This is a genomic window from Kitasatospora sp. cg17-2, from assembly GCF_054031055.1.
On the sequence record NZ_CM132923.1, the window covers coordinates 4,264,132 to 4,287,333 of the forward strand.

The following is a 23,202-nucleotide window of genomic DNA, read 5'->3' on the forward strand; positions in this document are numbered from 1 at the left end:
ACAATGGAGCATGTGCTGACCGAACTCTGTACGCGGGGCGACATCACGCCCGGCCCCTCGCCGTCCCCCTACGTGGACCTCAGCCGGGCCGAGTGGAGCGCGCTGCGCGAGCGTACGCCGTTGCCACTGACCGCGGAGGAGGTGGAACGGCTGCGCGGTCTCGGCACCGCACTCGACCTGGACGAGGTCCGGGACGTCTATCTGCCGCTGTCCCGGCTGCTGAACCTCTACATCCACGCCACGCACGACCTGCGCGGCGCGCTGGGCACCTTCCTGGACACCCCGGACACCGAGCGCACCCGCACCCCGTTCATCATCGGGGTGGCCGGTTCGGTCGCGGTGGGCAAGTCCACCACCGCCCGACTGCTGCAGGCGCTGCTGGCCCGCTGGCCGGAGCACCCCCGGGTCGAGCTGGTCACCACCGACGGCTTCCTGCTGCCGAACGCCGAGCTGCGCCGGCGCGGCCTGATGGCCCGCAAGGGCTTCCCCGAGTCGTACGACCGCCGGGCGCTGACCCGCTTCGTCGCGGACGTGAAGGCCGGCAAGGAGCGCGTCACCGCGCCGGTCTACTCGCACCTCGTGTACGACATCGTGCCGGACGAGCGGCTCACCGTGGAGCGCCCGGACATCCTCATCGTCGAGGGCCTGAACGTGCTCCAGCCGGCCCTGCCCGGCAGCGACGGCCGCACCCGGCTCGCGGTGGCCGACTACTTCGACTTCTCGATCTACGTCGACGCCCGCACCGACGACATCGAGAGCTGGTACCTGGACCGGTTCCGCAAGCTGCGGCAGACCGCCTTCCAGGACCCGAGCTCCTACTTCCGCCGCTTCACCGAGGTGCCGGAGGAGGAGGCGATGGAGTACGGCCGCCAGGTCTGGCGCACCATCAACCGTCCGAACCTGCTGGAGAACGTGCGGCCCACCCGCGGCCGGGCCACCCTGGTCCTGCAGAAGGGCTCGGACCACAAGGTCCGCCGGGCGCTGCTGCGCAAGCTCTGAGGGAACGCCGGAAGGCCCCCGCCGCGGAGGATCGCGGCGGGGGCCTTCCGGCGTTCGGGCGCGTCAGCCCAGCGAGCTGCGCACCGCCTCGGCGAGCGTCTCGGCGACGGACTGCGCCTGCGCCTCGTCGGCGGCCTCGACCATCACCCGGACCAGCGGCTCGGTGCCCGACGGACGCAGCAGCACCCGGCCGGTGGCACCCAGCTCGGCCTCGGCCGCGGCCACCGCGGCGGCCAGCTCCTCGCTGGTGCCGACCCGGCTCTTGTCGACGCCCTTGACGTTGATCAGCACCTGCGGCAGGCGGGTCATCACGGCGGCCAGGTCGGCCAGCGGCTGCTTGGTGGCGGCCAGCCGGGCGCCCAGCATCAGGCCGGTCAGGGTCCCGTCGCCGGTGGTCGCGTGGTCCAGCAGGATGACGTGGCCGGACTGCTCGCCGCCCAGCGCGAAGCCGTGCTCCTTCATCGCCTCCAGCACGTACCGGTCGCCGACCGAGGTCTCGACCAGGTCGATGCCCTCGCGCTCCATCGCCAGCTTGAAGCCCAGGTTGGACATCACGGTGGCGACGGCGGTGTTGCGGCGCAGCGTGCCGGCCTCCTTCATGGCGACAGCCAGGATCGCGATGATCTGGTCGCCGTCCACCTCGTCGCCGGCCGCGTCGGCGGCCAGGCAGCGGTCCGCGTCGCCGTCCAGGGCGATGCCGAGGTCCGCCGAGTGCTCGCGCATGACGGTGCGCAGCCGGTCCAGGTGGGTGGAGCCGACACCGTCGTTGATGTTGAGGCCGGTGGGCTCGGCGCCCAGGGTGTGCACGACCTCGGCGCCGGCCCGGGCGAAGGCCTCGGGGGCGACGTACGCGGCCGCGCCGTGCGCGCCGTCGATGACCACCCGGATGCCGTCCAGGCGGTTGGGCAGCACACCGATGAGGTGGGCGACGTACTTGTCGAAGCCCTCGGTGTACTCGCGGACCCGGCCGACGGCGGCGCCGGTCGGACGGTTCCAGTCCTCACCGCCCGCCGCGTGCTTGTGGAAGTGCGCCTCGATGGCGTCCTCGATGCGGTCGTCCAGCTTGTGGCCGCCGCGGGCGAGGAACTTGATGCCGTTGTCCGGCATCGCGTTGTGGCTGGCGGACAGCATCACGCCGAAGTCGGCGCCGAGCGCGCCGGTGAGATAGGCCACCGCCGGGGTGGGGAGCACTCCGACCCGCAGTACGTCGACGCCGGCGCTCGCCAGGCCCGCGATGACCGCGGCCTCCAGGAACTCGCCCGAGGCGCGCGGATCACGGCCGACGACCGCGACCGGCCGGTGGCCGTCGAAGGCCCCCGCCTCGCCGAGCACGTGCGCCGCCGCGACCGACAGGCCGAGCGCGAGCTCCGCCGTCAGCCCCTGGTTGGCCACACCGCGCACACCGTCCGTACCGAAGAGTCGTCCCATTGTCCCGTCCTCACATCGCCGCAATGCCTTGCAGTGAATCCGATCGAATCCCCGGCCTCCGCACAATGGCCGGGGAACACGACACCCCGGAGTACACGAGGTACTCCGGGGCGTGTGGAGCGCATCCGGGGGCGTGCACCACCAGGGCGGTGCACCCCCGGAGGGCGCAATTAGCGCTTGCTGTACTGCGGCGCCTTGCGGGCCTTCTTGAGACCGGCCTTCTTGCGCTCGACGGCACGCGCGTCACGCATCAGGAAGCCGGCCTTCTTCAGGGCAGCGCGGTTGTTGTCCACGTCGGCCTCGTTCAGGGCACGGGCGACACCGAGGCGCAGCGCGTAGGCCTGACCGGAGACGCCGCCGCCGGAGATGCGGGCGACAACGTCGTAACGGCCGTCCAGCTCAAGGAGCTTGAAGGGCTCGTTCACGGTCTGCTGGTGCACCTTGTTGGGGAAGTAGTTCTCCAGGGTGCGACCGTTGATCTTCCACTGCCCGGTGCCCGGGACGATGCGCACGCGGGCGATCGCCTCCTTGCGACGGCCCAGGCCGGCGCCGGGGACGGCCTCGCCGAAGCGGCCGGCCAGGGACTCGGAGGTGTACTCCTCGGAGGTGTACTCGCCCTCGACGACGGTCTCGTCGAACTCGACCTCAAGGGTTTCGGTGGTCTCGGCCACGGTGTTCCTCAGCTCTTTTCAGTGATGGGGGGCTTGGTGGCCGGAATTACTGCGCGACCTGGGTGATCTCGAACGGCACCGGCTGCTGCGCAGCGTGCGGGTGCTGGTCGCCCGAGTAGACCTTCAGCTTGGACAGCATCTGACGACCCAGGGTGTTCTTGGGGATCATGCCCTTGATGGCCTTCTCGACGGCCTTCTCCGGGTTGTTCGCCAGGAGGTCGTCGTAGCGGACCGAGCGCAGACCGCCCGGGAAGCCCGAGTGGCGGTAGGCCAGCTTCTGGGTCTTCTTGTTACCGGACAGGTGCACCTTGTCCGCGTTGATGATGATGACGAAGTCACCAGTGTCAACGTGCGGCGCGTAGATCGCCTTGTGCTTACCCCGGAGGAGGTTGGCGGCCTGGGAGGCCAGGCGGCCGAGCACGACGTCGGACGCGTCGATGACGTGCCACTGACGCTGGACGTCGCCGGGCTTGGGGCTGTACGTACGCACGGTCGTAGCCTTCGCTTTTCAGTGAGTGAGTCCTGACAGGAGCACCTGGAGGAGGGATCAGCCTGGCCGCCTTGGACGCAATTCAAGGGGGAGCCGCTGGTCGTCGACCTGATGTCTCCGGCGTACCGACCTCTCACGTGAGATAGAGCGAGCCAATACGCACATCAAGCGCCCAGGCTACCGGGCCGGACGGGGACGGTCAAAATCCTCCCCGCCGGAACGGTCCGCCGGGCCCCTGATCAGCGGTCCCGCTCGACCCGGCTGACGTCCCAGACCGGCTCCGGGGACTCGTAGACCCGGCCGTCCGCGCCGAAGACCAGGAAGCGGTCGAAGGTCCGGGCGAACCACCGGTCGTGGGTGACGCACAGCACAGTGCCGTCGAAGGCCTCCAGCCCGGTCTGCAGCGCCTCGGCGCTCTCCAGGTCCAGGTTGTCCGTCGGCTCGTCGAGCAGCAGCGCGGTGACGCCGGACAGCTCCAGTTTGAGGATCATCAGCCGGGCCTGCTGCCCACCGGAGAGCGACTCGAACTTCTGCTCCTCCTGCCGGTCCAGCTCGTACCGGCGCAGCACGCCCATCGCGGCGCCGCGGCCGAGCGCGTGCTCCTCCTCGATGATCGAGCGGACGGTGCGGCCGAGCAGCTCGGGGTGCGCGTGGGTCTGCCGGAAGTGGCCGGGCACCACCCGGGCGCCGAGCTTCCAGGCCCCGCTGTGGGCCACCGTGTCGTCGCCCGCCAGCAGCCGCAGGAAGTGCGACTTGCCGGAGCCGTTGGACCCCAGCACCCCGACCCGCTCGCCGTAGAAGACCTCCAGGTCGAAGGGCTTCATCAGGCCGGTGAGCTCCAGCTGCTCCATGGTGAAGGCGCGCACACCGGTGCGCCCGCCCTTGAGCCGCATGGTGATGCTCTGCTCGCGCGGCGGGGCCTCGGGCGGGCCGGCGTCCTCGAACCGCTTGAGCCTGGTCTGCGCGGCCGCGTAGCGGGAGGCCATGTCGTGGCTGATCGAGGCGGCCTGGCGCAGGTTGACGACGAGCTTCTTGAGCTTGGCGTGCTCCTCGTCCCAGCGGCGGCGCAGCTCCTCGAAGCGCTCGAAGCGGGCCTTGCGGGCCTCGTGGAAGGAGTCGAACCCGCCGCCGTGCACCCAGACGCTGGAGCCGGCCGCGCCGGACTCCACGCTGATGATCTTCTCGGCGGTACGGGACAGCAGCTCGCGGTCGTGGGAGATGAACAGCACGGTCTTCGGGGTGGCCCTGATGGCCTCCTCCAGCCAGCGCTTGCCCGGGACGTCCAGGTAGTTGTCCGGCTCGTCGAGCAGCAGGACCTCCTCGGGGCCGCGCAGCAGCGCCTCCAGGACGAGCCGCTTCTGCTCACCGCCGGAGAGCGTGTTCAGGCCCCGCCACTGGGCCTTGTCGAAGGGCATCCCGAGGGCCGCCGTGGTGCAGACGTCCCAGTCGGTCTCGTAGTCGTAGCCGCCGACGTCGGCCCAGTCGGAGAGCGCCTGGGCGTAGGCCATCTGCGTCTTCTCGTCGTCCTGGGCGATCATCGCCAGCTCGGCGGCGTCGACCGCGCGCGCGGCCTTCGCGATCCGCAGGGGGGCGACGGAGACCAGCAGGTCCCGGACCGAGGCGTCGGCGGGCAGCGCGCCCGGGCCCTCCTGCTCGTCGCCGGCCTTCTTCTGCTCCTCGCGGCCGGTGGTGCCGACGAACTGGCGCATCACGCCGAGCCCGCCGCTGATCGTCACCGAGCCGCCGTGCGGCTGGAGGTCGCCCGCGATCATGCGCAGCAGCGTGGTCTTGCCCGCGCCGTTGGCGCCGACCAGCGCGACGGCCGCGCCCTCCCCCACCCGGAAGGACGCGTCGTCGAACAGCACCCGCCCGTCCGGCAGGTAGTACTCCAGGTGCGAAATCTCGACGTGTCCCATGGGGGAGATTGTCCCAAGCCGCCGCCCCGGACCCAAATGGATTAGGGGAGCTCGGGGCCTGACGGGAGGGTGGGGGCGCCGGGGAGGGTGCGCATCCGCCGGGCGGCGCGGTTGCGCTCGGCGAGCAGGTCGTCGGCCGGGTAGCCGACCTCCTCCAGGGTCAGTCCGTACGGCCGGATCACGTTGACGGCGGAGTTGCGCACACCGCCGGCCAGCACCTCGCCCGGGAACTCCACCGGCCGGTGGCCGTCGCCGACCAGCAGCATCGCGCCGACCAGGGCGCGCACCATGTTGTGGCAGAAGGCGTCGGCCCGCACGGTGGCGACCGCGAGCGAGCCCTCCTGGGACGCGTAGCCGTCCACCGGGACCCGGTCCCAGCGCAGCTCCAGCAGGGTGCGGATGGTGGTCGCGCCCTCGCGCTTCTTGCAGTACGCGGCGAAGTCGTGCTCGCCCAGCAGCAGCCGGGCGGCGGCGTTCATCCGGTCCAGGTCGAGCGGCCGGTCGTGCCAGAGCACATGGCCGCGCAGCAGCGGGTCGACCCCGCCGGGGTGGTCGGCGACCCGGTAGGCGTAGCGGCGCCAGATCGCCGAGAAGCGGGCGTCGAAGCCGGCCGGGGCCTCGCCGACCCGGTAGATCCGGACGTCACCGGGCAGCCGCCCGGCCAGCCGGCGCATCAGCTTCTCCCGGTGCGCCTCCCACAGCTCGGCCGGCAGGTCGACGTGGGCGACCTGCCCCCGGGCGTGCACACCCGCGTCGGTCCGGCCGGCCACCGTGAGCGGGTGGAGCTCCTGGCTGCGGGTGACGATCTGCAGCGCGGTCTCGATCTCCTCCTGGACCGTCCGCCGGCCGCCCTTCTGCCGGGCCCAGCCGGAGAACTCGGCACCGTGGTAGGCGAGGTCCAGCCGGACCCGGACGTACCCGTCGGCCGGGCCGTCCTTCACCGGCGGCCGCTCGGCGCAATCGTTGACCACTGCTCTCCACTCCCTGGAGCCGGACCTGGACAAAGAGGAACGGGCCCGCTCCCCCACGGATGGGGAAGCGGGCCCGCAACACACCTGGTGGGTGTCAGGCCTGCTCGGCGGCCTCGGCCTCGTCGGCCTTGGGGGCCTCGACCTTGGCCTCGTCGGCCTCCTTGACGGCGCGCTTGGTGGCGGCCTCGGCCTCGCCGACGGCGTTCTGCGCGACGGTCAGCGCCTCGACCAGCTCGATCACGGCCATCGGGGCGTTGTCGCCACGACGGGGACCGATCTTGGTGATACGGGTGTAGCCACCCGGGCGGTTCTCGTAGCGCGGCGCGATCTCGGTGAAGAGGGTGTGCAGCACCGAGATGTCGGTGATGGTCTTGCGCACCAGGCGACGGTTGTGGATGTCGCCCTTCTTCGCCTTGGTGATCAGCTTCTCCGCCAGCGGGCGCATCCGACGGGCCTTGGCCTCGGTCGTGGTGATGCGGCCGTACTGGAACAGCTCACGGCACAGACCGGCGAGCAGCAGCGGCTCGTGGTGCGGGCCGCCGCCGAGGCGGGCACCCTTGGTGGGACGCGGCATGGAATTACTCCTCGAATCTCCGACTGCGGCCGTACCAGGTACCGCAGCGGGCGTACGGGCACTGTGCCCGCACGACTTTCACGACGACGGGGGCGGTTCCGGGGAACCGCCCCCGCGGTCAAGTCTCTCAGTACTGCTCGGTCTCCGCGTAACCCGCGTCGTCCAGGTCGTCGGCGCCGAAGGCGTCGGCGGCGGCGGTCGGGTCGAACCCGGGCGGGCTGTCCTTGAGCGCCAGGCCCATGCCGGCCAGCTTCGCCTTGACCTCGTCGATCGACTTCGCACCGAAGTTGCGGATGTCGAGCAGGTCGGCCTCGGAGCGGGCCACGAGCTCACCCACGGTGTGGATGCCCTCGCGCTTGAGGCAGTTGTAGGAGCGGACCGTGAGCTCCAGCTCCTCGATCGGCAGCGCCAGGTCGGCGGCCAGGGCGGCGTCCGTCGGGGACGGGCCCATGTCGATGCCCTCGGCGTCGATGTTCAGCTCGCGGGCGAGGCCGAACAGCTCCACCAGGGTCTTGCCGGCCGAGGCCATGGCGTCGCGCGGACGCATGGCGGGCTTGGTCTCGACGTCGACGATCAGCTTGTCGAAGTCGGTCCGCTGCTCGACACGGGTCGCCTCGACCTTGTAGGTGACCTTCAGCACGGGGCTGTAGATCGAGTCGACCGGGATGCGGCCGATCTCCTGGCCGGAGGCCTTGTTCTGGACGGCGGAGACGTAGCCGCGACCGCGCTCGACGGTCAGCTCCATCTCCAGCTTGCCCTTGCCGTTCAGCGTGGCGAGGATCAGCTCGGGGTTGTGCACCTCGACACCGGCCGGCGGGGCGATGTCGGCGGCGGTGACGACACCCGGGCCCTGCTTGCGCAGGTACATCACGACCGGCTCGTCGTGCTCCGAGGAGACGACCAGCTGCTTGATGTTGAGGATGAGGTCGGTGACGTCCTCCTTGACACCCGGCACGGTGGTGAACTCGTGCAGGACGCCGTCGACGCGGATGCTGGTGACAGCGGCACCCGGGATCGAGGAGAGGAGCGTGCGGCGCAGGGAGTTGCCGAGGGTGTAGCCGAAGCCCGGCTCGAGCGGCTCGATCACGAACCGCGAGCGGAACTCGTCGACGACCTCTTCGGTCAGCGAGGGGCGCTGAGCGATCAGCATGGGTCAGATCCTCCATTGGTCTTCGGCACCCACTATTTGATGCCGAACAGAACCAGCGTACGGGGTCCCGTCGGAAACAGGACCCCGTACGAGGTTTAGAACGTGGACTGCGAGCCCGAAGGCGCTGCGTCAGACGCGGCGGCGCTTCGGCGGACGGCAGCCGTTGTGCGGGGTGGGGGTGACGTCCTGGATCGAGCCGACCTCCAGGCCGGTGGCCTGGAGCGAACGGATCGCGGTCTCGCGGCCGGAGCCCGGACCCTTCACGAAGACGTCAACCTTGCGCATGCCGTGCTCCTGCGCGCGACGGGCAGCGGCCTCGGCGGCCATCTGCGCGGCGAACGGGGTGGACTTGCGCGAGCCCTTGAAGCCGACGTGGCCGGCGGAGGCCCAGGAGATCACGTTGCCCGACGGGTCGGTGATCGAAACGATGGTGTTGTTGAACGTGCTCTTGATGTGAGCGTGGCCGTGAGCGACGTTCTTCTTTTCCTTGCGGCGGATCTTCTTCGCGCCGGCAGCCTGACGACCCTTGGGGGGCATAAGTCTGTTCTCCTACTGAGGTGGTCGGTCCGCTGACCCGCGGGCCGGAGGGATGTCCGGTTACGGGACGGACTACTTCTTGCCCGGCTTCTTCTTGCCGGCGATCGCGCGACGCGGGCCCTTGCGGGTACGCGCGTTGGTGTGGGTGCGCTGACCGCGGACCGGCAGGCCGCGGCGGTGACGCAGACCCTCGTAGCAGCCGATCTCGACCTTGCGGCGGATGTCGGCGGCCACCTCGCGGCGGAGGTCACCCTCGACCGTGAAGTTGGCGTCGATGTACTGGCCCAGCTTCACCAGGTCTTCCTCGGCGATGTCGCGAACGCGGACATCGGGGCTGACACCGGTCTCGGCGAGGGTCTGCTGGGCGCGGGTACGGCCGATGCCGTACACGTACGTAAGGGCGATCTCGATCCGCTTCTCACGGGGGAGATCAACGCCGGCGAGGCGTGCCATTCAAGGCTCCTGTGTTTTTTCAGAGGTCTGGCGAGCCACCTACTCCGACACCTCACGGTGAGGGAGCCCCGGCCTCTGACCGGGGGCGGCAGTCCGTCCTGGACGGATCGGGTGGCCCGCTTATGACGTTTTTCGCGTCGCGCGAAGTACTACGAGAAATGCGGGAGAGATCAGCCCTGGCGCTGCTTGTGGCGCAGGTTGTCGCAGATCACCATGACCCGGCCGTGACGGCGGATCACCTTGCACTTGTCGCAGATCTTCTTGACGCTCGGCTTGACCTTCATGCTTCAGGTTCTCCGGGTCTAGATCTGGCGTTCTTACTTGTAGCGGTAGACGATCCGGCCACGCGTCAGGTCGTAGGGGCTGAGCTCCACCACGACCCGGTCGTCCGGCAGGATGCGGATGTAGTGCATGCGCATCTTGCCACTGATGTGCGCGAGGACCTTGTGACCGTTCTGCAGCTCGACCTTGAACATCGCGTTCGGAAGAGACTCGATCACGGTGCCCTCGATCTCAATGGCGCCTTGCTTCTTAGCCATGAACTGCGAGATCCACCTTCCGGGACCGGCTACCGTATGCGGCACGCTCGTGCGAACCTGGGTCCACCCCGACCCCGACGAGGGGGAAGAGGGCGTGCTGGAGCACGCTACGAGTGAGCCGACGGTCCATCCTACGCCAGCGCGAGGGATGCACCAAAACGGGGGTTCCCGTCAGCGGCCGGTCGCGGCGGCCGGCACGACCGGGACGGCCAGCGGATCGACGTGGGCGGTGCAGGCGGAGCAGCGGCGGGCGGCCTCGGGGATCTCGGTCAGGCACTCCGGGCACGGGCGCTTCGGGGTCTTCGGCTTCTTCGGCATGTACCGGGCGGTCGCCTTGGTCACCGGCAGGACCACGCAGAAGTAGAGCACCGCGGCGGTCATGAAGAACGCGATCAGCACGTTGAGGAACTGCCCGTACGGGAAGGTCACGCCGGCGATGGTCGCCTTGTACGAGCCGAAGTCGCCGGCGGCGCCGACCACCACGCCCACCAGCGGGGTGAGGAAGGCGGACACGAAGCCGGTCACCACACCGGTGAACGCGGCACCGATGACGACACCGACCGCCATGTCGACCACGTTGCCGCGCATCATGAAGTCGCGGAATCCCTTGAACACTGCACTCTCCTCGCTCGAAGCCACTGCCAGCGCATAAAAATAGGACAAAAGCCCTGGAGGTCCAAACCTCCAGGGCTTCAGGTCCTTCGCCGGGCCGGCGGCCGGCGCGGTCGACTACGAACCGAGCGGGTCCGGCGCGGCCGTGACACCCAGCCTGGCCAGCATCTCCTTGCCGCCGTCGAAGGCGGTGAGCACCAGCGGGCCCTCCTCGGTGACCGCCACCGAGTGCTCCCAGTGCGAGGCCCAGGTGCCGTCGTTGGTGACCACGGTCCAGTCGTCCTCCAGCACCGAGGTGTGCGGGGTGCCCAGCGAGACCATCGGCTCGATCGCCAGCACGGTGCCGGGAACGAGCTTCATGCCCTTGCCCCGGCCGCGCTCGACGTAGTTCAGCACGTGCGGCTCCATGTGCATCGCGGTGCCGATGCCGTGGCCGCCGTAGCCCTCGGTGATGCCCCACTTGCCCTTGGGCGGCAGCGGCTGGCGGCGGATGAAGCCCTCGATCGCCTTGGAGACGTCGACCAGGCGGTTGCCCTTGCGCATCTGGGCGATGCCCGCCCACATCGAACCCTCGGTGACCCGGCTCAGCATCTCGACCTCGGGGCTCACCTCGCCGACCGCGACCGAGATCGCCGCGTCGCCGTGCCAGCCGTCCAGGATCGCGCCGCAGTCGATCGAGATGAGGTCGCCCTCCTGGAGCACCCGCTCGCCGGGGATGCCGTGGACGACCTCGTTGTTCACCGAGGCGCAGATCACGCCCGGGAACCACAGGCCGCCGTGGTCCGCCCGGAAGTTCGAGGTCGCACCGTGGCCGGTGATGACCTTGTCCGCGATGTCGTTGAGCTCCTGGGTGGTGATTCCCGGGGCGACCGCCTCGCGGCACGCCTTGAGCGCCTCGGCGACGACCAGCCCGGCCGCTCGCATCTTCGCGATCTGGTCGGGGGTCTTGATCTCCACCATCTGGGTCACGCCTTCCTTGGGTTCCCGCGCGGTCCTTGCCGGCGGCCGTGCACTCGTTCCACCGTACGACGCCGTACGGCCGCGCTGCCCATGGGCGGGCAGCGCGGCCGTACGTACGTCGCTGAAAAACTCAGCTGTTCTGCTTCAGCGCCTCGATCGCGCGCGTGGTGACCTCGTCCACCTTGCCGAGCGCGGGGATCGTGGCGATCAGACCCTGCTGGCGGTAGTAGTCGATGATCGGCTCGGTCTCCGTGTGGTAGACCTCCAGCCGGGTCCGCACCTTGTCCTCGGTGTCGTCCGAGCGCTGGTACAGCTCGCCGCCGCACTCGTCGCAGACGCCCTCGGTCTTCGGCGGGTTGTAGACCGCGTGGAACACGTGGCCGCCGTCGTTGCGGCACAGCCGGCGGCCGGCGATCCGGCGGACGACCTCGTCCTCGGGGACCTCCAGGTCCAGCACGCCGTCCAGCGCGATGCCCTGCTCGGCGAGGAACTCGTCCAGCGCCTTCGCCTGGCCCAGGTTCCGCGGGAAACCGTCCAGCAGGAAGCCGTTGGCGGCGTCCTCCTGGAGCATGCGGTCCTTGGCCATCGCGATGGTGACCTCGTCGGGCACCAGGCGGCCCGCGTCCATGTAGCTCTTGGCCTCGACACCCAGCGGGGTGCCCTGGCCGATGTTGGCGCGGAACAGGTCGCCGGTCGAGATGTGGGGGATGGACAGGGTCTTGGCGAGCAGGTGCGCCTGAGTACCCTTCCCGGCCCCGGGGGGTCCGACGAGGACGATACGCATCAGCGGAGGAACCCTTCGTAATTGCGCTGCTGGAGCTGGCTCTCGATCTGCTTCACAGTTTCGAGTCCGACGCCGACGACGATGAGCACGCTGGTGCCGCCGAACGGGAAGTTGGTCTGCTGTCCGAAGGCGACCAGGGCGATCATCGGGATCAACGCGATCAGGCCCAGGTAGAGCGAACCCGGCCACGTGATGCGGGTGAGCACGTAGTTCAGGTACTCGGCCGTCGGGCGGCCGGCCCGGATACCCGGGATGAACCCACCATACTTCTTCATGTTGTCGGCAACTTCTTCGGGGTTGAAGGAGATCGCGACGTAGAAGAAGGCGAAGAAGACGATCAGCAGGAAGTACGTGGCCATGTAGACCGGGTGGTCACCGCGGACGAAGTGCTTGGTGATCCAGACCGCCCAGCTCGACTGACTGTTGGTCAGCTGAACCACCAGGGCGGGGATGTACAGCAGCGACGAGGCGAAGATGACCGGGATGACACCGGCCTGGTTCACCTTGAGCGGGATGTAGGTCGACGTACCGCCGAAGGCCCGACGGCCGATCATCCGCTTCGCGTACTGCACCGGGATCCGGCGCTGTGCCTGCTCGACGAAGATGACGAGCATCACAACGATGACGCCGATCGCGATGACCGAGAGGAACTCGACCCAGCCGCCGCCGATGGTGCCGGACTGCTTGATCGCCCACATCGAGGTGGGGAACTGCGCGGCGATCGAGGTGAAGATCAGCAGCGACATGCCGTTGCCGATGCCCCGGTCGGTGATGAGCTCACCGAGCCACATGATCACCGTGGTGCCGGCGGTCATGGTCAGGACCATCACGGCGATCCGGAAGACCCCGGTGTCCGGGACGATCTGGTTGGCGTAGACGCACCCGGAGAAGAGGGCGCCGCTGGACGCGGTCGCCACGATTCCGGTGCCCTGGAGAACCGCCAGCGCGATGGTCAGGTAGCGGGTGTACTGGGTGATCTTCGCCTGGCCGGCCTGCCCCTCCTTCTTCAGCGCCTCGAGTCGTGGGATCACGACCGTGAGGAGCTGGAGGATGATGCTCGCCGTGATGTACGGCATGATGCCGAGGGCGAAGATCGTCAACTGGAGCAGAGCGCCGCCGGAGAACAGGTTCACCAGGCCGAAGAGCCCGTTGTTCTTGGTCTCCTTGATGCAGGCGTGAACCGCCTCGAAGTCGACCCCGGGTACGGGAACGTGCGAGCCCAGCCGGAACAGCACCATGATGCCCAGCGTGAACAGCAGCTTCTTGCGCAGGTCGGGCGTCTGGAACGCCCGCGCGAACGCACTGAGCACGGTGCCTCCTGCGCCTCCCGCACGTCGTCGGCGGGAGGGTCGGTCCTGGAATGGGGAGTTTGCGGTTCGGGCCCCGTACAGACGGCACAGGCGAGCCTGCGCGCAGCCTACAAGGGAACTCCACGGACTCTAACAGTGCACGGCCACTCGAAAGAAGCGCGTACGCCCTCTCCCCCACTCATGGGGTACGGGATGCCCGGTTTTGCCACACAAAAGAACGAGGGACCGTTCGCATCAATCCGGACCGCCGCGGCGCGGGAAAAGTCCGGAAAAGGCGTGAGCCCCGCGCTTCCCTGAACGGGAAACGCGGGGCTCACGAAGTCAGCGGGCTCAGACGAGCTCGGTGACGGTGCCGCCGGCGGCGACGATCTTCTCGGTGGCGGTGCCGGAGACGGCGTCGACCGTCACCTGCAGGGCAACCGAGATCTCGCCGGTGCCGAGCACCTTGACGAGGGAGTTCTTGCGAACCGCGCCCTTGGCGACCAGGTCCTCGACCGTGACCGCGCCACCCTGCGGGTAGAGCTCGGCCAGCTTGTCGAGGTTGACGACCTGGAACGTGATCTTGAACGGGTTCTTGAAGCCCTTCAGCTTCGGCAGGCGCATGTGGAGCGGCATCTGGCCACCCTCGAAGCGCTGCGGAACCTGGTAGCGGGCCTTGGTGCCCTTGGTACCACGACCAGCGGTCTTACCCTTGGACGCCTCGCCACGACCCACGCGGATCTTGTCGGTCTTGGCACCCGGGGCGGGACGCAGGTTGTGGATCTTGATCGGGTTCTCGCCCATGATCAGTCCACCTCCTCAACCGTCACGAGGTGACGAACGGTCTGGGCCATCCCGCGGATCTCGGGACGGTCCTCCTTCACCACGACGTCGTGCATGCGCTTGAGACCAAGCGAACGCAGGGTGTCACGGTGATTCTGCTTGCTGCCGATGTACGACTTGGTCTGCGTGATCTTGAGGCGAGCCATCAGGCGCTCACCCCAGCAGCACGCGCCCGCAGCAGAGCGGCGGGGGCCACGTCCTCCAGCGGCAGACCACGACGGGCCGCGATCTCCTCGGGGCGCACGAGGCCCTTCAGAGCGGCCACGGTGGCGTGCACGATGTTGATCGCGTTGTCCGAGCCGAGCGACTTCGACAGGATGTCGTGGATGCCGGCGCACTCCAGGACGGCGCGCACCGGACCACCGGCGATAACACCGGTACCGGGGGCGGCGGGCTTCAGGAGCACGACGCCGGCGGCCTTCTCACCCTGGATCGGGTGGGGGATGGTGCCCTGGATACGGGGGACCTTGAAGAAGTTCTTCTTGGCCTCCTCAACACCCTTGGCGATGGCGGCCGGAACCTCCTTCGCCTTCCCGTAACCGACACCCACGGTGCCATCGCCATCGCCCACCACGACCAGCGCGGTGAAGGAGAAACGACGACCACCCTTGACAACCTTGGCGACACGGTTGATCGCGACGACGCGCTCGACGTAAGCGGTCTTCTCGACGGCGGGGGCGTTGCCCCGGTCGTCACGCTTACGGTCGCGCCGCTCGCCACCGGTGCCGCCGCCGGCGCCGCTACCGCGGCGCTGGGGTCCAGCCATTGGAATTACCTCTCTCGATTACGTCCGCCGACAGAGTCGACGAGCGGCTTAGAAGTCGAGCCCGGCCTCGCGGGCCGCGTCCGCCAGGGCGGCGATGCGGCCGGCGTACCGGTTGCCCGCGCGGTCGAAGACGACCGACTCGATGCCGGCAGCCTTGGCGCGCTCGGCGACCAGGCTCCCGACCTTCTTGGCCAGCTCGGTCTTGTCGCCCTCGGCGCCCTTGATGGACACGTCGAGGGTGGACGCCGACGCCAGGGTGTGACCCTTGGCGTCGTCGATGACCTGGGCGACCATGTGACGGTTCGAGCGCGTCACGACGAGGCGCGGACGCACCTCGTTGCCGACGACGCGCTTGCGAACGCGGATCGCGCGGCGCTTGCGAGCGGCGCTCTTGTAGGCGTTGCCCTTGCCGATCTTGACAGAGACACTCATCGCTTACTTACCACTCTTTCCGACCTTGCGGCGGATAACCTCGCCCGCGTACTTGACACCCTTGGCCTTGTACGGGTCGGGCTTGCGCAGCTTGCGGATCTTCGCGGCGACCTCGCCGACCTTCTGCTTGTCGATGCCGTCCACGTGGAACTTGGTGGCCGACTCGACGACGAAGGAGATGCCCTCGGGGGCCTCAACGAGGATCGGGTGGCTGTAGCCCAGCTGGAACTCCATGTCGGAGCCCTTCGCCAGAACTCGGTAGCCGACACCGCTGATCTCCAGCGACTTGCGGTAGCCCGCGGTCACACCGGTGATCATGTTCGCCACCAGCGTGCGGGTCAGGCCGTGCAGGGCCTTCGACTGACGCTCGTCGTTGGGGCGGGTGACAGCCAGAATGCCGTCCTCGCCCTTGCCGATCTCGATCGGCGCGGCGACGACGTGGGTGAGGGAGCCCTTCGGACCCTTCACCGAGACCGTCTGGCCATCGATGGTGACGTCCACGCCAGCGGGGACCTGGATGGGCAGCCGTCCAATGCGCGACATTGCTGTACCTCCGTTTCCCGAATTACCAGACGTAGGCGAGAACTTCTCCGCCTACGCCCTTCTTGGCGGCCTGCTTGTCGGTCAGGAGGCCGGAGGACGTGGAGATGATCGCCACGCCCAGGCCGCCGAGAACCTTCGGCAGGTTGGTGGACTTTGCGTAAACGCGCAGACCCGGCTTGCTGATGCGCTTGATGCCGGCAATGGAGCGCTCACGGTTGGGGCCGAACTTGAGCTCGATGGTCAGCTTCTTGCCGACCTCGCCCTCAACCGGCTCCTCAACCTTGTAGGAGGAGATGTACCCCTCCTGCTGCAGGATCTCGGCGACGTGCGCCTTGATCTTGCTGGCCGGCATCGCCACGGAGTCGTGGTACGCCGAGTTCGCGTTACGCAGACGCGTGAGCATGTCTGCGATGGGGTCGGTCATGGTCATGATGGCCTCAGGCCTCTCTCGCCGCGGTTTCTCCGCGCCAGGTCCCCCTGCCGGACTCTTCCGAGTTCGTCAGGGGCACAAGCGCAGGGGACCTGCGACGTCGTAAGACTGGGTGCGAGCCCTCTCCCAAGAGGGCCACGGACATCCATGGGGAAGCCGTGGCAGGGGGCCCGACCCCACTACCTTACGGGACTCCGTACGGCAGGCCCAAAACGGGCCGGTGTGGGATCGGGCACCTCTGCTTCGCTGGGTGCCTAGGGCACCTGGCTCTCCTCGGTGAAGAGGACTACCAGGAGCTCTTGGTCACGCCCGGCAGCTCGCCGCGGTGCGCCATCTCACGGAGGCAGACACGGCAGAGGCCGAACTTGCGGTACACCGAGTGCGGGCGACCGCAGCGCTGGCACCGGGTGTAGGCCCGGACGCCGAACTTCGGCTTCCGCTCGGCCTTTGCGATGAGGGACTTCTTCGCCATTGGCTCACGCCTCCTTGAACGGGAAGCCCAGAGCACGCAGGAGCGCCCGGCCCTCGTCGTCGGTCTGAGCGGTGGTCACGACGGTGATGTCCATACCGCGCTGACGGTCGACCTTGTCCTGGTCGATCTCGTGGAACATAACCTGCTCGGTCAGACCGAAGGTGTAGTTGCCACGGCCGTCGAACTGCTTCGGCGAGAGGCCGCGGAAGTCACGGATTCGCGGCAGGGCCAGCGAAACCAGACGGTCCAGGAACTCCCACATGCGGTCACCGCGGAGGGTGACGTGGGTGCCGATCGGCTGGCCCTCACGCAGCTTGAACTGCGCGATGGACTTGCGAGCCTTGGTCACGGCCGGCTTCTGGCCGGTGATCGCGGTGAGGTCGCGGATCGCGCCCTCGATCAGCTTGCTGTCACGAGCGGCCTCGCCGACACCCATGTTGACGACGACCTTGACCAGGCCGGGCGTCAGCATGACGTTCTCGTACGAGAACTGCTCCTGCAGCTGACCCTTGATCTCGGAGTTGTAACGCTCCTTGAGACGGGGGGTCACCTTCTCAACAGTCGTCTCAGACATCAGATGTCCTCACCGGTTCGCTTGGCAACGCGGATCTTGTTGCCCTCGTCGTCGAAGCGGTAGCCAACGCGGGTGACGACCTTCTTGCCGTCCTTCTCCACGACCAGCTGGACGTTGGAGACGTGCACCGGGGCCTCGACGGTGACAATGCCACCCTGAGTGCCCGGGCCCGGCTTGGTGTGCTTCTTGACCCGGTTGACACCCTCGACCAGGACCTTGTTCTCGGCGGGCATGGCCTGAATGACCTTGCCCTGCTTGCCGCGGTCCTTGCCGGTGATGACCTGGACCAGGTCACCCTTCTTGATCTTCATGCTGTTCGCCATGAGTTAGAGCACCTCCGGCGCAAGCGAGATGATCTTCATGAACTTCTTGTCGCGCAGCTCGCGGCCCACCGGGCCGAAGATGCGGGTACCGCGGGGGTCGCCATCGGTGTTCTTGAGGACGACAGCGGCGTTCTCGTCGAACCGGATGTACGAACCGTCGGGACGACGGCGCGACTTCACGGTGCGGACGACGACGCACTTGACGACGTCACCCTTCTTGACCGAACCGCCGGGGATCGCGTCCTTGACGGTCGCGACGATGACGTCCCCGATGCCGGCGTAGCGGCGACCGGAACCACCGAGAACGCGGATGCAAAGGATTTCCTTCGCGCCCGTGTTGTCGGCGACTCGCAGTCGCGACTCCTGCTGGATCACAGCTTTCTCCTGATCGTCAACGAGAGCTGACGGGCCGGCCGCTGCTCACACCAGCGCCCGCGAGGGACCTGGTGCACATACGGCCGTACCGCATCAACTTCGTTACTTGGCCTTCTCGAGGATCTCGACGACGCGCCAGCGCTTCGTCGCGGACAGCGGGCGGGTCTCCGCGAGGAGGACCCGGTCGCCGATGCCGCAGGCGTTCGCCTCGTCGTGCGCCTTCAGCTTGTTCGTACGGCGGATGACCTTGCCGTACAGAGCGTGCTTGACGCGGTCCTCGACGGCGACGACGACGGTCTTGTCCATCTTGTCGCTGACGACGAGACCCTCACGGGTCTTGCGGAAACCGCGCGTCTCGTTGGTGTTCTCAGTCATCAGGCGCTCTCCACCGTCTCGATGCCCAGCTCGCGCTCGCGCATCAGGGTGTAGATCCGCGCGATGTCCTTACGGACGAGCTTGAGCCGTCCGTGGTTGTCGAGCTGCCCGGTCGCCGCCTGGAAGCGGAGGTTGAACAGCTCCTCCTTGGCCTCACGGAGCTTGGCAACGAGACCCTCGTTGTCCAGCTCGCGAAGCTCAGCAGCCTTGGTGCCGGCCGACATCAGCTCTCACCTGCCTCGCGCCGGATGATCCGGCACTTCATCGGGAGCTTGTGAGCTGCGCGGGTCAGCGCCTCACGAGCCACCTTCTCGTTGGGGTACGACAGCTCGAACATGACCCGACCCGGGTGCACGTTCGCGATCCACCACTCGGGCGAACCCTTACCGGAACCCATGCGGGTCTCGGCCGGCTTCTTGGTGAGCGGACGGTCCGGGTAGATGTTGATCCAGACCTTGCCGCCACGCTTGATGTGACGGGTGACGGCGATACGAGCGGACTCGATCTGCCGGTTCGTCACGTAGGCCGGGGTGACGGCCTGGATGCCGTACTCGCCGAACGCGAGTTCGGTGCCACCCTTGGCAGCGCCGCGGCGCTTCGGGTGGTGCTGCTTACGGTGCTTGACCCGACGGGGGATCAGCATGACGGTCAGGCCTCCGTTCCGGTGTTCTCGGCAGCCGGAGCCTCGCTGACCGAAGCCGCGGGGGCCTCGGAAGCGGCGGGGCGACGGCCACGGCCACCGCGCTCGCCACCACGGCGCTCGCCACCGCGGGCGGGACGACCACCCTCGGGACGGGCCGGGCGGTTGCCCGAGCGGGCAGCGGCGTTCTCAGCGCGGACCTCGGCGATGTTCTTGACGTCGCCCTTGTAGATCCAGACCTTCACGCCGATGCGGCCGAAGGTGGTCTTGGCCTCGAAGAAGCCGTAGTCGACGTTCGCACGAAGGGTGTGCAGCGGCACACGACCCTCGCGGTAGAACTCCGAACGGCTCATCTCGGCGCCGCCGAGACGACCGGAGCACTGGACCTTGATGCCCTTGGCGCCGGACTTCATGGTGCCCTGCATCGACTTGCGCATGGCACGACGGAAGGAGACGCGGGAGGACAGCTGCTCCGCGACGCCCTGAGCCACGAGCTGGGCGTCCAGCTCGGGGTTCTTGACCTCGAGGATGTTCAGCTGGACCTGCTTGCCGGTCAGCTTCTCGAGGTCGCCGCGGATGCGGTCGGCCTCGGTGCCACGGCGACCGATGACGATGCCGGGGCGAGCGGTGTGGATGTCGACGCGGACGCGGTCGCGGGTGCGCTCGATCTCGACCTTGGAGATGCCGGCGCGCTCCATGCCCTTCGTCATCATGCGACGAATGGCAACGTCTTCCTTGACGTAGTCCTTGTACAGCTTGTCGGCGTACCAGCGGGACTTGAAGTCCGTGCTGATGCCGAGGCGGAACCCGTGCGGGTTAACCTTCTGGCCCATTACCGGGTCCCTTCCTTGCTGCTGACGACCACGGTGATGTGGCTGGTCCGCTTGCGGATCCGGTAGGCGCGGCCCTGGGCACGCGGGCGGAACCGCTTCAGGGTCGGACCCTCGTCAACGTACGCCTCGCTGATGACGAGGTCGTCCACGTTGGAGTGGTTGTAGTTGTGCGCGGCGTTGGCAATGGCGCTGTCGAGCACCTTGCCGACCGGCACGGTGGCGGCCTGCGGAGCGAAACGCAGGACGGCCTGGGCCTCCGTGGCCGGCAGGCCACGGATGAGGTCCACCACGCGGCGGGCCTTCATGGGCGTGACGCGGATGTACCGCGCCTGGGCCCTGGCTTCCATGGTTGTCCCCTTAATGGAGTAAGTCATTGAGTCGGTCTGGCGGTGAAGCTCAGGCGACTAGCGACGCTTCGACTTGCGGTCGTCCTTGACGTGGCCGCGGAAGGTGCGGGTCGGAGCGAACTCGCCCAGCTTGTGGCCGACCATCGACTCGGTGACGAACACCGGGACGTGCTTGCGACCATCGTGAACCGCGATCGTGTGGCCGAGCATGGCCGGGAAGATCACGGAGCGACGGGACCAGGTCTTGATGACGTTCTGGGTACCCGCCTCGTTCTGCGCGTCCACCTTCTTGAGAAGGTGGCCGTCGATGAAGGGGCCCTTCTTGAGACTGCGCGGCATCTGACCTGCTCCTAGCGCTTCTTGTTGGTCTTGCGGCGGCGCACGATGAGAGCGTCCGACGCCTTCTTCGGGCGACGGGTACGACCCTCCTTCTGGCCCCACGGCGAGACCGGGTGGCGACCACCGGAGGTCTTACCCTCACCACCACCGTGCGGGTGGTCGATCGGGTTCATGGCCACACCACGCACGGTCGGGCGAACGCCCTTCCAGCGCATACGGCCGGCCTTGCCCCAGTTGATGTTCGACTGCTCGGCGTTGCCGACCTCGCCGACGGTCGCGCGGCAGCGCGCGTCCACCAGGCGGATCTCACCGGAGGGCATGCGCAGGTGCGCCATCTTGCCCTCACGCGCCAGCAGCTGGATGCCGGAGCCGGCGGAGCGGGCCAGCTTGGCACCGCCACCGGGACGCAGCTCCACCGCGTGGATGGTGGTACCGACCGGGATGTTGCGCAGCGGCAGGTTGTTGCCCGGCTTGATGTCGGCGCCAGCGCCGTTCTCGATCCGGTCGCCCTGCGTGATGCCGCGCGGCGCGATGATGTAGCGCTTCTCGCCGTCCGCGTAGTGCAGCAGCGCGATGCGCGCGGTGCGGTTCGGGTCGTACTCGATGTGCGCGACCTTGGCCGGCACGCCGTCCTTGTCGTGACGACGGAAGTCGATCACACGGTAGGCGCGCTTGTGCCCGCCACCCTGGTGGCGAACGGTGATCCGACCGGCGTTGTTACGGCCGCCCTTGCTGTGCAGGGGGCGAACCAGCGACTTCTCCGGCGTGGACCGCGTGATTTCGACGAAGTCGGCCACGCTGGAGCCACGGCGGCCCGGCGTAGTCGGCTTGTACTTGCGGATACCCATTTTCGTCCTCGTCTTGATCGACGATCACGGCCTCCGTCAGGAGGTCGGACCACCGAAGATGTCGATGCGGTTGCCCTCAGCCAGCGTCACGATGGCGCGCTTGGTGTCCTTGCGCTTGCCAAAACCCGTCTTGGAGCGCTTGCGCTTGCCCTGACGGTTGAGCGTGTTGACGGACTCGACCTTGACCGAGAAGACCGCCTCGACGGCCTGCTTGATCTGGGTCTTGTTGGCACCGGGCGACACGACGAACGTGTACTTGTTCTCGTCGAGGAGCGAGTAGCTCTTCTCCGAGATAACCGGCTTCACCAGGACATCACGGGGGTCCGTGAACGTCTTGCTCGTGATCTCTGCAGCCATCAGGCGGCGCTCCCTTCGAGCTCGCCCTCAGCAGCAACGGCCTTGGCGGACGCGGCGGGACCCGCCACGAAACGCTCGAAGGCGGCCTGGGTGAAGACCACATCGTCGGAGACGAGCACGTCGTAGGTGTTCAGCTGACCGGCGTCCAGGATGTGCACGTTCGGCAGGTTGCGGGCGCTCTTCAGACCCAGCTCGTCGGCGCGCTCGACGACGAGGAGGATGTTCTTGCGCTCGGTGATCTTGCCGAACAGACCCTTGGCGGCCTTGGTCGACGGCGCCTCGGCCGCGATCACGTCGGTGACGACGTGGATGCGGTTGTGGCGGGCCCGGTCGGTGAGCGCGCCACGCAGAGCGGCGGCGATCATCTTCTTCGGGGTCCGCTGCGAGTAGTCACGCGGCACGGGACCGTGCACGACGCCACCGCCGGCGAACTGCGGCGCACGGGTCGAGCCCTGACGGGCGCGGCCGGTGCCCTTCTGGCGGTACGGCTTGCGGCCGCCACCGCGGACCTCGCCACGAGTCTTGGTCTTGTGGGTGCCCTGACGGGCCGCAGCGAGCTGCGCCACGACGACCTGGTGCATCAGCGGAACGCTGACCTTCGCGTCGAAGATCTCGGCCGGCAGCTCGAGGCTGCCGGTCTTGTCACCCGAGGGCGACAGGATGTCAATGGTGCTCATATCCTTCACAGCCCCTTCGCCGCGGTGCGGACGAGGATGAGGCCGCCGTTCGGGCCCGGGATCGCACCCTTGATAAGGAGCAGACCCTTCTCCGCGTCAACCGCGTGCACGGTCAGGTTCTGGGTGGTCACGCGCTCGTGACCCATCCGGCCGGCCATCTTCAGGCCCTTGAACACGCGGCCCGGGGTGGCGCAGCCACCGATGGAACCGGGCGAACGGTGCTTGCGCTGCACACCGTGACCGGCGCCGAGGCCCCGGAAGTTGTGGCGCTTCATGACACCGGCGAAGCCCTTGCCCTTGGAGGTGCCGGTCACGTCGACCTTGACACCCGCCTCGAACAGCTCGGCGGTGATCTCCTGGCCCAGGGTGTACTCGGACGCGTCCGAGGTACGGAGCTCGACCAGGTGGCGGCGCGGGGTGACACCGGCCTTGGCGAAGTGACCCGCGAGGGGCTTGTTCACCTTGCGGGGGTCGATCTCGCCGAAGCCGATCTGGACGGCGTCGTAGCCGGCCGGGCTGTCGGCGGTGTGGACCTGGGTCACGACATTGGGCCCAGCCTTGACGACGGTCACCGGGACGACCCGGTTGTTCTCGTCCCAGACCTGGGTCATGCCGAGCTTCTCGCCCAGGATGCCCTTAATCTGCTTAGCCATCT

At 68.1% G+C, this 23,202-nt stretch carries 36 protein-coding genes; 1 reads left to right on the forward strand and 35 read right to left on the reverse strand.

From position 1 onward, the window contains the following. The first annotated feature begins 3 nt into the window (after positions 1–3). Positions 4–999 carry a type I pantothenate kinase gene (gene coaA / locus ACW14Y_RS17690; protein WP_045937803.1) on the forward strand — a complete coding sequence of 332 codons (996 nt, stop codon included), beginning with the start codon at positions 4–6 and terminating at the stop codon, positions 997–999. A 63-nt stretch (positions 1,000–1,062) separates the two neighbouring features. On the opposite strand, the gene glmM is transcribed toward coaA, so the two are convergent. From glmM to rplC, 35 genes are all read right to left on the reverse strand, one after another. Then, positions 1,063–2,427 carry a phosphoglucosamine mutase gene (glmM, locus tag ACW14Y_RS17695; RefSeq protein ID WP_380301289.1) on the reverse strand — a complete coding sequence of 455 codons (1,365 nt, stop codon included), beginning with the start codon at positions 2,425–2,427 and terminating at the stop codon, positions 1,063–1,065. Positions 2,428–2,597: 170 nt separating this feature from the next. Further along, positions 2,598–3,098, reverse strand: coding sequence for a 30S ribosomal protein S9 (gene rpsI, locus ACW14Y_RS17700; RefSeq protein WP_266269895.1), 501 nt, complete (start codon positions 3,096–3,098; stop codon positions 2,598–2,600). A 46-nt stretch (positions 3,099–3,144) separates the two neighbouring features. Next, positions 3,145–3,588, reverse strand: coding sequence for a 50S ribosomal protein L13 (gene rplM / locus ACW14Y_RS17705; RefSeq protein WP_266269896.1), 444 nt, complete (start codon positions 3,586–3,588; stop codon positions 3,145–3,147). A gap of 239 nt (positions 3,589–3,827) precedes the next feature. Beyond that, positions 3,828–5,504, reverse strand: a complete 1,677-nt coding sequence (locus ACW14Y_RS17710; RefSeq protein ID WP_380301292.1) for an ABC-F family ATP-binding cassette domain-containing protein — start codon at positions 5,502–5,504, stop codon at positions 3,828–3,830. 41 nt (positions 5,505–5,545) lie between these two features. Then, positions 5,546–6,475, reverse strand: coding sequence for a tRNA pseudouridine(38-40) synthase TruA (gene truA, locus ACW14Y_RS17715; protein WP_380301294.1), 930 nt, complete (start codon positions 6,473–6,475; stop codon positions 5,546–5,548). Between the two features lie 94 nt (positions 6,476–6,569). After that, positions 6,570–7,049, reverse strand: a complete 480-nt coding sequence (gene rplQ / locus ACW14Y_RS17720) for a 50S ribosomal protein L17 (protein WP_045937807.1) — start codon at positions 7,047–7,049, stop codon at positions 6,570–6,572. A gap of 127 nt (positions 7,050–7,176) precedes the next feature. Further along, a complete protein-coding gene (locus tag ACW14Y_RS17725; protein WP_030393313.1) occupies positions 7,177–8,199 on the reverse strand; it encodes a DNA-directed RNA polymerase subunit alpha in 1,023 nt (340 codons plus the stop codon). A 129-nt stretch (positions 8,200–8,328) separates the two neighbouring features. Next, positions 8,329–8,736: a 30S ribosomal protein S11 gene (gene rpsK / locus ACW14Y_RS17730; RefSeq protein WP_014136257.1), complete on the reverse strand. Its 408-nt coding sequence runs from the start codon at positions 8,734–8,736 to the stop codon at positions 8,329–8,331. A 72-nt stretch (positions 8,737–8,808) separates the two neighbouring features. Further along, entirely contained in the window at positions 8,809–9,189 is a 381-nt protein-coding gene (gene rpsM, locus ACW14Y_RS17735) for a 30S ribosomal protein S13 (protein ID WP_380301296.1), read from the reverse strand. Between the two features lie 170 nt (positions 9,190–9,359). Next, a complete protein-coding gene (rpmJ, locus tag ACW14Y_RS17740) occupies positions 9,360–9,473 on the reverse strand; it encodes a 50S ribosomal protein L36 (RefSeq protein WP_003956441.1) in 114 nt (37 codons plus the stop codon). A gap of 33 nt (positions 9,474–9,506) precedes the next feature. Then, positions 9,507–9,728, reverse strand: a complete 222-nt coding sequence (infA, locus tag ACW14Y_RS17745; RefSeq protein WP_003956442.1) for a translation initiation factor IF-1 — start codon at positions 9,726–9,728, stop codon at positions 9,507–9,509. A 171-nt stretch (positions 9,729–9,899) separates the two neighbouring features. Further along, positions 9,900–10,343 (reverse strand): large conductance mechanosensitive channel protein MscL, encoded by a 444-nt coding sequence (mscL, locus tag ACW14Y_RS17750; protein WP_266269901.1) that lies wholly within the window; start codon positions 10,341–10,343, stop codon positions 9,900–9,902. Positions 10,344–10,457: 114 nt separating this feature from the next. Then, positions 10,458–11,300, reverse strand: a complete 843-nt coding sequence (gene map / locus ACW14Y_RS17755) for a type I methionyl aminopeptidase (protein ID WP_380301335.1) — start codon at positions 11,298–11,300, stop codon at positions 10,458–10,460. Between the two features lie 130 nt (positions 11,301–11,430). Next, positions 11,431–12,084, reverse strand: coding sequence for an adenylate kinase (locus ACW14Y_RS17760; protein ID WP_380301298.1), 654 nt, complete (start codon positions 12,082–12,084; stop codon positions 11,431–11,433). Then, a complete protein-coding gene (secY, locus tag ACW14Y_RS17765) occupies positions 12,084–13,394 on the reverse strand; it encodes a preprotein translocase subunit SecY (protein WP_093861721.1) in 1,311 nt (436 codons plus the stop codon). Before secY ends, ACW14Y_RS17760 begins: the two co-directional genes overlap by 1 nt. 330 nt (positions 13,395–13,724) lie before the next feature. After that, positions 13,725–14,177 carry a 50S ribosomal protein L15 gene (gene rplO, locus ACW14Y_RS17770; RefSeq protein WP_266269904.1) on the reverse strand — a complete coding sequence of 151 codons (453 nt, stop codon included), beginning with the start codon at positions 14,175–14,177 and terminating at the stop codon, positions 13,725–13,727. Between the two features lie 2 nt (positions 14,178–14,179). Continuing rightward, entirely contained in the window at positions 14,180–14,362 is a 183-nt protein-coding gene (rpmD, locus tag ACW14Y_RS17775; protein WP_030251557.1) for a 50S ribosomal protein L30, read from the reverse strand. After that, positions 14,362–14,982: a 30S ribosomal protein S5 gene (gene rpsE, locus ACW14Y_RS17780; RefSeq protein WP_030393306.1), complete on the reverse strand. Its 621-nt coding sequence runs from the start codon at positions 14,980–14,982 to the stop codon at positions 14,362–14,364. Before rpsE ends, rpmD begins: the two co-directional genes overlap by 1 nt. A 48-nt stretch (positions 14,983–15,030) precedes the next feature. Beyond that, the gene (gene rplR, locus ACW14Y_RS17785; protein ID WP_030393305.1) at positions 15,031–15,414 is read right to left on the reverse strand and encodes a 50S ribosomal protein L18; all 384 of its coding nucleotides are present in this window, start codon (positions 15,412–15,414) and stop codon (positions 15,031–15,033) included. Between the two features lie 3 nt (positions 15,415–15,417). Continuing rightward, positions 15,418–15,957, reverse strand: coding sequence for a 50S ribosomal protein L6 (gene rplF / locus ACW14Y_RS17790; protein ID WP_030393304.1), 540 nt, complete (start codon positions 15,955–15,957; stop codon positions 15,418–15,420). Between the two features lie 22 nt (positions 15,958–15,979). Continuing rightward, the gene (gene rpsH, locus ACW14Y_RS17795) at positions 15,980–16,387 is read right to left on the reverse strand and encodes a 30S ribosomal protein S8 (protein ID WP_030055831.1); all 408 of its coding nucleotides are present in this window, start codon (positions 16,385–16,387) and stop codon (positions 15,980–15,982) included. Between the two features lie 286 nt (positions 16,388–16,673). Then, positions 16,674–16,859 (reverse strand): type Z 30S ribosomal protein S14, encoded by a 186-nt coding sequence (locus ACW14Y_RS17800; RefSeq protein ID WP_030393303.1) that lies wholly within the window; start codon positions 16,857–16,859, stop codon positions 16,674–16,676. Positions 16,860–16,863: 4 nt separating this feature from the next. After that, positions 16,864–17,433 carry a 50S ribosomal protein L5 gene (gene rplE, locus ACW14Y_RS17805; RefSeq protein ID WP_030393302.1) on the reverse strand — a complete coding sequence of 190 codons (570 nt, stop codon included), beginning with the start codon at positions 17,431–17,433 and terminating at the stop codon, positions 16,864–16,866. Continuing rightward, entirely contained in the window at positions 17,433–17,744 is a 312-nt protein-coding gene (rplX, locus tag ACW14Y_RS17810) for a 50S ribosomal protein L24 (RefSeq protein ID WP_030055828.1), read from the reverse strand. Before rplX ends, rplE begins: the two co-directional genes overlap by 1 nt. Before the next feature lie 15 nt (positions 17,745–17,759). Next, complete coding sequence (gene rplN / locus ACW14Y_RS17815; protein WP_030393301.1) at positions 17,760–18,131, reverse strand: 50S ribosomal protein L14; 372 nt, start codon at positions 18,129–18,131, stop codon at positions 17,760–17,762. Between the two features lie 102 nt (positions 18,132–18,233). After that, positions 18,234–18,506: a 30S ribosomal protein S17 gene (rpsQ, locus tag ACW14Y_RS17820; protein WP_030055826.1), complete on the reverse strand. Its 273-nt coding sequence runs from the start codon at positions 18,504–18,506 to the stop codon at positions 18,234–18,236. Further along, positions 18,506–18,730, reverse strand: a complete 225-nt coding sequence (gene rpmC / locus ACW14Y_RS17825; RefSeq protein WP_030393300.1) for a 50S ribosomal protein L29 — start codon at positions 18,728–18,730, stop codon at positions 18,506–18,508. Before rpmC ends, rpsQ begins: the two co-directional genes overlap by 1 nt. After that, the gene (rplP, locus tag ACW14Y_RS17830) at positions 18,730–19,149 is read right to left on the reverse strand and encodes a 50S ribosomal protein L16 (protein WP_030055824.1); all 420 of its coding nucleotides are present in this window, start codon (positions 19,147–19,149) and stop codon (positions 18,730–18,732) included. Before rplP ends, rpmC begins: the two co-directional genes overlap by 1 nt. 5 nt (positions 19,150–19,154) lie before the next feature. Then, entirely contained in the window at positions 19,155–19,979 is an 825-nt protein-coding gene (gene rpsC / locus ACW14Y_RS17835; RefSeq protein WP_380301303.1) for a 30S ribosomal protein S3, read from the reverse strand. Beyond that, on the reverse strand, positions 19,979–20,326 hold the full coding sequence (gene rplV, locus ACW14Y_RS17840) for a 50S ribosomal protein L22 (RefSeq protein ID WP_030055822.1): 348 nt from the start codon (positions 20,324–20,326) through the stop codon (positions 19,979–19,981). Before rplV ends, rpsC begins: the two co-directional genes overlap by 1 nt. Before the next feature lie 57 nt (positions 20,327–20,383). Beyond that, the gene (gene rpsS / locus ACW14Y_RS17845; protein WP_030055821.1) at positions 20,384–20,665 is read right to left on the reverse strand and encodes a 30S ribosomal protein S19; all 282 of its coding nucleotides are present in this window, start codon (positions 20,663–20,665) and stop codon (positions 20,384–20,386) included. 11 nt (positions 20,666–20,676) lie between these two features. Beyond that, a complete protein-coding gene (gene rplB / locus ACW14Y_RS17850) occupies positions 20,677–21,513 on the reverse strand; it encodes a 50S ribosomal protein L2 (protein ID WP_030393297.1) in 837 nt (278 codons plus the stop codon). 36 nt (positions 21,514–21,549) lie between these two features. Then, positions 21,550–21,870: a 50S ribosomal protein L23 gene (rplW, locus tag ACW14Y_RS17855; protein ID WP_030393296.1), complete on the reverse strand. Its 321-nt coding sequence runs from the start codon at positions 21,868–21,870 to the stop codon at positions 21,550–21,552. After that, positions 21,870–22,547, reverse strand: coding sequence for a 50S ribosomal protein L4 (rplD, locus tag ACW14Y_RS17860; protein ID WP_380301305.1), 678 nt, complete (start codon positions 22,545–22,547; stop codon positions 21,870–21,872). Before rplD ends, rplW begins: the two co-directional genes overlap by 1 nt. A 5-nt stretch (positions 22,548–22,552) precedes the next feature. Further along, entirely contained in the window at positions 22,553–23,200 is a 648-nt protein-coding gene (gene rplC, locus ACW14Y_RS17865) for a 50S ribosomal protein L3 (protein WP_266269907.1), read from the reverse strand. Positions 23,201–23,202: the final 2 nt, after the last annotated feature.